Genomic DNA, 6791 nt, shown 5'->3' on the forward strand with positions numbered 1-6791 from the left:
GCCATCGCTCAAATCCCGTATTATTAAAATATTCTTTGACTACTGCCTTATCGTCGGTCGCGTCCATGAAAATTTTTATTATAAATTTTAATCCTAACGGTAAATCACTATAGCAGGCGATCGGGGGTGAAGGGTAGGTGAATGGTCGTTCGTTTCGCTTACTTAACAACATCAATCCAGAAGAGGATATCTTGTGGTAATTGACTCTCCACAATTATCAGCGGATTAAATGAGCTTATCGGCTGAATAATTGTCCTAACTTCGCGATCGAGATCTTTATTTCGGAGTACTTGTAATGTTATGCTCGATCGGGTCTGATGAGTGGTAGCCGTTAGCGGAGCTTCTGCAACAGCAGGTATCACAATCCAACCTACGGAAGAAACACTTGTCTGCTAATTGGCTTTGAATATCGATCGCTTCATTGTATGCAACATCATTACTCTACACTCCTAGATATTCCCAATTCCCTGGCACTACCAACGGTTATTTGTCTCGATGCTTTTGGGACGCTGTTTGGAGTTAGGGGTAGTGTCGGACATATATATAGTGAAATTGCGGGTAAATATGGCGTTAAATGTCTGCCAGATTTACTGAACAAATACTTTTATTCAGCTTTCCAAAACTCCACCCCCTGTATCTTTCCAGGCGTTCCCACTTCAGATATCCCCGCACATGAATATCAGTGGTGGCGAGAAATCAATCGTCAGACATTCACCGCCGTGGGAGCCATCGAACAATTTGAGGATTTCGATCTGTTTTTTCAAGACTTATATCGGTACTTTGCAACAGCAGCAGCGTGGGAAATCTATCCCGATGTAATACCCGCTCTGAGTCAATGGCAGCAATCGGGCGTAAAATTGGCTATCATATCTAACTTTGACTCGCGGCTGCACACCGTTCTCGAAGTGTTGGAATTGGCTCCCTATTTTTCAACAGTGACGATCTCTACCGAAGTCAGTGCAGCCAAACCCCAACTGGAAATCTTCACAGCAGCTTTGACAAAACATCGATGTCCGCCGCAATCGGCATGGCACATCGGCGATAGCCTGGAAGATGACTATCTCGGTGCGGGTAAGGCTGGCTTGACAGCGATTTGGTTGAATCGGTGTTAGATGGGAGATGGAAGATGGGGGGACGGGGGGACGGGGGGATAGGGAGATATTTCCTTTCCCCTTTACTCTTTCCCCTTTACTCTTTCCCCTAAAACCTAAAGCCAAAAGCCTATTCCCCATCCCCTACCGCTGAGCTGCGTTTTGCTCTAATCTAGAGGGTAATAATATCTTTACGATCGTTTGCGGAGTTTATCAAAGTGAGTAGCGTTACAGTCATCAATGATGCACAATTTGAAAGTGAAGTTTTACAAGCAGAGCTACCTGTACTAGTTTACCTCTGGGCGGCATGGTGCGGGCCTTGTCGGTTAGTGGCACCATCGATCGACTGGATTGCGAATAATTACCAAGATCGAGTTAAAGTAGTCAAAATGGAAATCGATCCCAATCCCGAAACCGTCAAAGCCTATAAGGTAGAAGGTGTTCCCGCGATTCGCTTGTTTAAAGGTGATGCCCTCATTCATGCTTTAGAAGGTGCCATTACTAAAGATAAACTTACCACCATTCTCGATAGCAATCTCTAGGCTCGATCGTGAGAGGAGATCGATCAGGGTAATTATGGCACGAGGATCGATCGCCAGCTACGCTTTTAAAAGTAAATTGTAATAGGCTAAAATATAGATGGTGGGCAGTGCCCACCCTACCTTTTTTTAATTTTCTAAAGCTTGAAATCCAAAGTCCAAAGCCTAATCCCTAAAGCCTAAACTGATGCAGTTTTCCCAACGACTCCAACCATTAAAAAGTAACGTATTCGCTGACATGGATCGGGCGAAGGGACGCGCTCTGGCATTGGGACAGACGATAATCGATCTATCACTGGGTTCTTCAGATTTACCCACTTCACCGCATGTAATTGCGGCAATTCAGTCATCCTTAATCGATCCGAGTACGCATGGTTATTTGTTATTTAATGGAACGCGGCTATTTCGCGAAGCCGTGGCAAATTGGTATACAAATAAGTATGGGGTAATTGTCGATCCAGAGACGGAAGTATTGCCTTTGATTGGTTCTCAAGAAGGGACAGCACATTTACCACTGGCAATCCTCGAACCTGGCGATGTGGCGTTGCTGATGGATCCTGGTTATCCTTCTCATTGTGGCGGTGTATATCTAGCTGGAGGCGAAATTTATCCGATGCCCCTGCGAGCCGAACATGGATTCTTGCCCGTACTGGCGGATATTCCAGCGGCAACCCTTGCCAAAGCGCGGATGATGGTGTTGAGCTATCCGCACAATCCTACCACTGCGATCGCGCCCATAGCCTTCTTCGAGGAAGCAGTCGCTTTTTGTCAGCAGCACGATCTCGTATTGGTGCATGATTTCCCATATGGGGACATGGTGTTTAGCGATCTTCAGGTACCCTCGATCTTACAGGCCGATCGCGACAAAAGCGTATCGATCGAGTTTTTGAAGATGTCGAAGTAGTATAATATGGGCGGCTTTAGAATCGGTTATGCGATCGGCAATCGCGACTTAATTCAAGCTTTGCGTCAAGTTAAAGCAGTAGTCGATTTCAATCAATATCTCGGCATCCTCCACGGTGCAGCGGCGGCACTCACTGGCGACCAAAATTGCGTTCGCGATACAGTCGCTACGTTCCAACAGCGGCGCGATACCTTTGTCACTGCTCTCAATCGCATCGGGTGGGAAGTGCCCACACCGGAAGCGACGATGTATATTTGGGCAAAACTCCCGCCAAAATGGGCGCACAGCTCGATCGATTTTTGTACTGAGCTAGTCTGTCAAACTGGCGTTGCTGCGTCCCCAGGGGTCGGTTTTGGCAAGTCTGGTGAGGGTTATGTCAGATTTGCACTGGTACACGAACCAGCAAAATTACAACTAGCCGTCGATCGAATGGCAAAATTCTTATAGGCTGAAAATATCGATCGAGATCGATCGGTTGTAGACTTCCTGGGAAAGTAAAAATACAATCTTGTTTAGGATTGTCTTCATTTAAAGTTCCCCCCATCCCCTATTCCCTCTTCCCTGACCTTCGTAGGAAGTCTAATTTATGGTAGAGGAAACCGTACAATAGAGGTGAGCAGCCGCCGAGATAAAATGGTAGGGATAGATTGCCATCGCCTGCACCCCGTATTCAGCACCCAATCCGCCAACTATGATATCCGAACTGATTCGTCAACGCTCCGATCTGATCGACATTCAAGTCATTGCCAAAGACACTGGCAAACGGCTGGGGATTGTCAAAGAGCTGCTCGTCGATATCGACAGTCGTGAAGTAGTCGCGCTCGGTTTACGCGATGGCTGGCTGGCGGCACCTGGGGGACTGGTAAAGTATATGTATCTGTCCTCGATCGAAAAAATGGGTGATGTTCTTCTCGTACCCAATGATGACGCGATCGAAGATCTCGACCCAGAGAATTATACCAACTTAATCGGTTGTGAAGTCATTACCGAAACTGGCGACATGCTGGGAAAGGTCCGGGGCTTCAAATTTAGCTGCGATGATGGTAAATTAACCTCGATTATTATCGCTAGTTTTGGGATACCATTGATTCCCGATAATGTCATCAGTACTTATGAATTCTCGATCGATGAAGTAGTCAGTAGTGGGCCAAATCGGCTGATGGTATTTGAAGGCTGCGAAGAACGTCTCGAACAACTCTCCGTCGGCTTCCTCGAACGGATCGGACTTGGGAAAGCACCGTGGGAAGATGAATACAGCTACCGTCCTGCTGTCATCCGTCCCGAAAATCAATTACCCGCTGGCGTCCCTTTAGCTCCCCCGCAACCGATAGTACGCGCCGCACCCCCTGTCGAGCAAACCGTCTGGGAGGACGACGACTGGCAAGAAGTCCAAGCCGCACCACTACCACCCCAACGCCTTCAAGCCGAACAACCGCTATATTATGACGATGAAGACGAGGGCGAAAACTGGAATGATGCTCGCGAACAACCGCGCACGGCGAAAGTTTATGAGGATGTCCCCTACACGCCGATTTCCACGCCTGCCAAGCCACTTGAGTTAGAAGATGAGGAAATCCTCGATCTCGATGACGACATGTGGGGCAAAGATACTCAATCGCCAGCCTATCAACCTCAAAAAATCAATATACCCGAACCTTCCCAAAAAATAGATCTACCTCAAACCGTCAATCAAGTCGAATATCAGGAAGAAGAACAACGCTAAACCAAATAGAAATATGTAGGTTGGGTAAAGCAACGCGTTGGCGCAGCCTCTCCCCCAGGAGAAAACCCAACATCCTCATCAATCGCGTGTGTGGATGTTGGGTTTCATTCTTCAACCCAAACTACAGATCTCTTTTACCTCTTACCCTTTACCTTTTACCTCTTACCCCTACTACCCTGTGACTCCAGCAGATATCCAGACATTTCTCACCAACCGCTTTGGCGATACACTCAAAATCGTCGATAACGAGTCATATCAGATCGATACACCAGATTATCGACTGCTAATTATTTTGTCCGCACAACAATCTTGGGTGAGAATGTTGGTACCGATTGCCCCCGCAGCCGATGCGATGACCTTTGTTGAAGAATTCCTATCTGCTAACTTTGATGCCACGATGGAGACCCGTTATGCGGTAAATCAGGAGGTGTTGTGGGGCGTGTGGCAGCACAGTGTCGCGGGACTAACTACTGAAGATTTTAATACAGCGATCGACCGCTCGATCGATCTCAAACGTGTCGGCATCGATCGCGCTTTCCAAGATTTTGCCACCAAACAGGTCAAAGCGATCGTCAGTATTGCCAAGCAACGCGGAGATACACTCGCACAAACCATGCAAACACTCGACAGATTTTATGCTGAAGGTGTCATGGGCGATCTCGGTGCGACTGAAGATATCCGCACGGAAATGATGACTGCTTGGCAATATCAATTAGAAAGACTGTGGAATGAAGCTTAGTTCGCTGGCATTAAATCATTGGTAAAACTAACTTGACAAAGTAGTAAACCAACGGCGCGGTAAAGATGTAACTATCGGTACGATCGAGCATACCACCGTGCCCAGGAATCAGATCTCCCGAATCCTTCACCCCGGCATCGCGCTTCATCACCGATTCGGTCAAATCGCCCAACATACTCGTCATTCCAATCAGGCTGCCCAACGCGATACCACCAATATACCAGTGATGCCAGTGCAACGCCCAGGCACCACCCATTCCCATCCCGATACTGCTCATAATTCCACAGATTGCGCCTTCGACTGTCTTTTTGGGACTGATTTCGGACAAGCGCGTGCGTCCGAGCCATTTGCCAAATAAGTAAGCGCCAATATCTGTCACCATAATGCACATAAACGACAGCAGGGTAATGGTGAAAGCACGCGGTAAAATGCTCACATCTAACGTGCTTAATAATCCCGCCCAGTCAGTACTAAAGGGAAAGGTATGAGCCGTGAGCGGATCGAAGCCTACTCGCAAGCGAATCCAAAAGCTCGGTAAATAACCACCATAAAATAGACCGAACAAGGACGTGGAAATGTCCGCGATCGAGGCTATTTTGGGCAGGAACAGCAGGTAAAAGCAAATTAGGGTACCTGCGACGGGAAATAGGGCATCGTCGATTCCAGAGCCACTTGCCCCCACCAGCAGCAATACTTGACTTACTACTAAGGTAATCTTGCTGGCTGGTTCGATGCCTTTAGCGCGAACGAGTTTGAAATACTCACTTTGCCCGAGATAGACGATAATACACATCCCGATCGTAAAGTACCAGCTCCCTAGCAATAACATACATAAAGCTACGGCGATCGCGACGATGGTACTAATGACTCGGGGTAATGACATTTGGGAAGATGGGAGTTGGGAGATAGGAGATGGGAGATGGGAGATGGGAGTTGCGGATGAAATCGCGCTGAGGTTCCCTCAGCGTGCGTTTCACCAAGCAGGGAGTTGGGAGTTGGGCTTAACTCAGTATAAGTTTTAGATTATGGATTAAATAAGAGGTAGCTGTTCTCCCTCACCCAGTCTCCCATCTCCTATCTCCCAACTCCCATCTCCCATCTCCTATTCAAGCTTTTCGGCACTTAGAATAAATAGTGGATCTACCGCTGCGAGTCGCCGACTGTTGCCTCTGGTTTCGAGGCGATTGACGGCGGATTGGACGACTTCAACGTTGCGGGCATGGAGCTGGGTAAAACTTTCAGACACTTCATAGAGAGCTTCGAGATTGGCTGCGGTGACAACAATTCGTCCGGTATTTGGTAGATATGCCCAAACTTGCTGCAAGATCGGTTTGATGCCTTTACCACCTTCGATACAGGCACGTTGAGGGGGTGTAGTAATTTGTTTGAGACATTGCGGCGCACTGCCAATGACGATTTGGACGTTCTTGACTTCAAATCGATCGCAGTTGAGTTGAATCAGATTGGCTACTTCTTCATCGCGCTCGATCGCGATAATTTGTCCTTGAGGGCATAGTAACCCAATTTCCACTGGAATTGTCCCCGTTCCCGCACCAATATCCCACACGACGGAATTTGCTTCCAATCTCAATGCCGAAATTAGCAATAATCTAATTTCGCGCTGACTCATCGGAATCCCTGGCAATCTTTCAAACAATTCGTCGGGAATCCCTGGGGAGACGTATTTCCAGAGTGGGGACATAATTTGGGGAAGGGGGAAGGGGCAAAGGGGAAAGGGGAAATTGCAGGCAGGTAGGGAAGTATGGTTACTGACATCTTACACCAGTGGCTCGAT

General features: G+C 47.7%; 6 protein-coding genes and 1 pseudogene. 5 read left to right on the forward strand and 2 right to left on the reverse strand.

Annotation, left to right across the window (positions count from 1 at the left end):
- Positions 1 to 425 precede the first annotated feature (425 nt).
- From RMO52_RS17040 to RMO52_RS17060, 5 genes and pseudogenes are all read left to right on the forward strand, one after another.
- Positions 426 to 1112 carry an HAD-IA family hydrolase gene (locus RMO52_RS17040; protein WP_310416550.1) on the forward strand — a complete coding sequence of 229 codons (687 nt, stop codon included), beginning with the start codon at positions 426 to 428 and terminating at the stop codon, positions 1110 to 1112.
- Between the two features lie 197 nt (positions 1113 to 1309).
- Positions 1310 to 1633 carry a thioredoxin family protein gene (locus RMO52_RS17045; protein ID WP_396135034.1) on the forward strand — a complete coding sequence of 108 codons (324 nt, stop codon included), beginning with the start codon at positions 1310 to 1312 and terminating at the stop codon, positions 1631 to 1633.
- Positions 1634 to 1817: 184 nt separating this feature from the next.
- Positions 1818 to 2981, forward strand: a pseudogene (locus tag RMO52_RS17050) (LL-diaminopimelate aminotransferase).
- Between the two features lie 244 nt (positions 2982 to 3225).
- Positions 3226 to 4257, forward strand: coding sequence for a PRC-barrel domain-containing protein (locus tag RMO52_RS17055; protein ID WP_309738637.1), 1032 nt, complete (start codon positions 3226 to 3228; stop codon positions 4255 to 4257).
- A gap of 178 nt (positions 4258 to 4435) precedes the next feature.
- A complete protein-coding gene (locus RMO52_RS17060; protein ID WP_309738638.1) occupies positions 4436 to 4996 on the forward strand; it encodes a hypothetical protein in 561 nt (186 codons plus the stop codon).
- Positions 4997 to 5006: 10 nt separating this feature from the next.
- Here the strand turns inward: RMO52_RS17060 and RMO52_RS17065 are convergent, their stop codons facing one another.
- Together RMO52_RS17065 and cbiT are read right to left on the reverse strand one after the other, a co-directional pair.
- Positions 5007 to 5879 (reverse strand): phosphatidate cytidylyltransferase, encoded by an 873-nt coding sequence (locus RMO52_RS17065; protein WP_310416554.1) that lies wholly within the window; start codon positions 5877 to 5879, stop codon positions 5007 to 5009.
- A 219-nt stretch (positions 5880 to 6098) separates the two neighbouring features.
- Positions 6099 to 6701 (reverse strand): precorrin-6Y C5,15-methyltransferase subunit CbiT, encoded by a 603-nt coding sequence (cbiT, locus tag RMO52_RS17070; RefSeq protein ID WP_396135035.1) that lies wholly within the window; start codon positions 6699 to 6701, stop codon positions 6099 to 6101.
- Positions 6702 to 6791 lie beyond the last annotated feature (90 nt).

The organism is Chamaesiphon sp. OTE_8_metabat_110, from assembly GCF_031382685.1.
GTDB lineage: Bacteria > Cyanobacteriota > Cyanobacteriia > Cyanobacteriales > Chamaesiphonaceae > Chamaesiphon.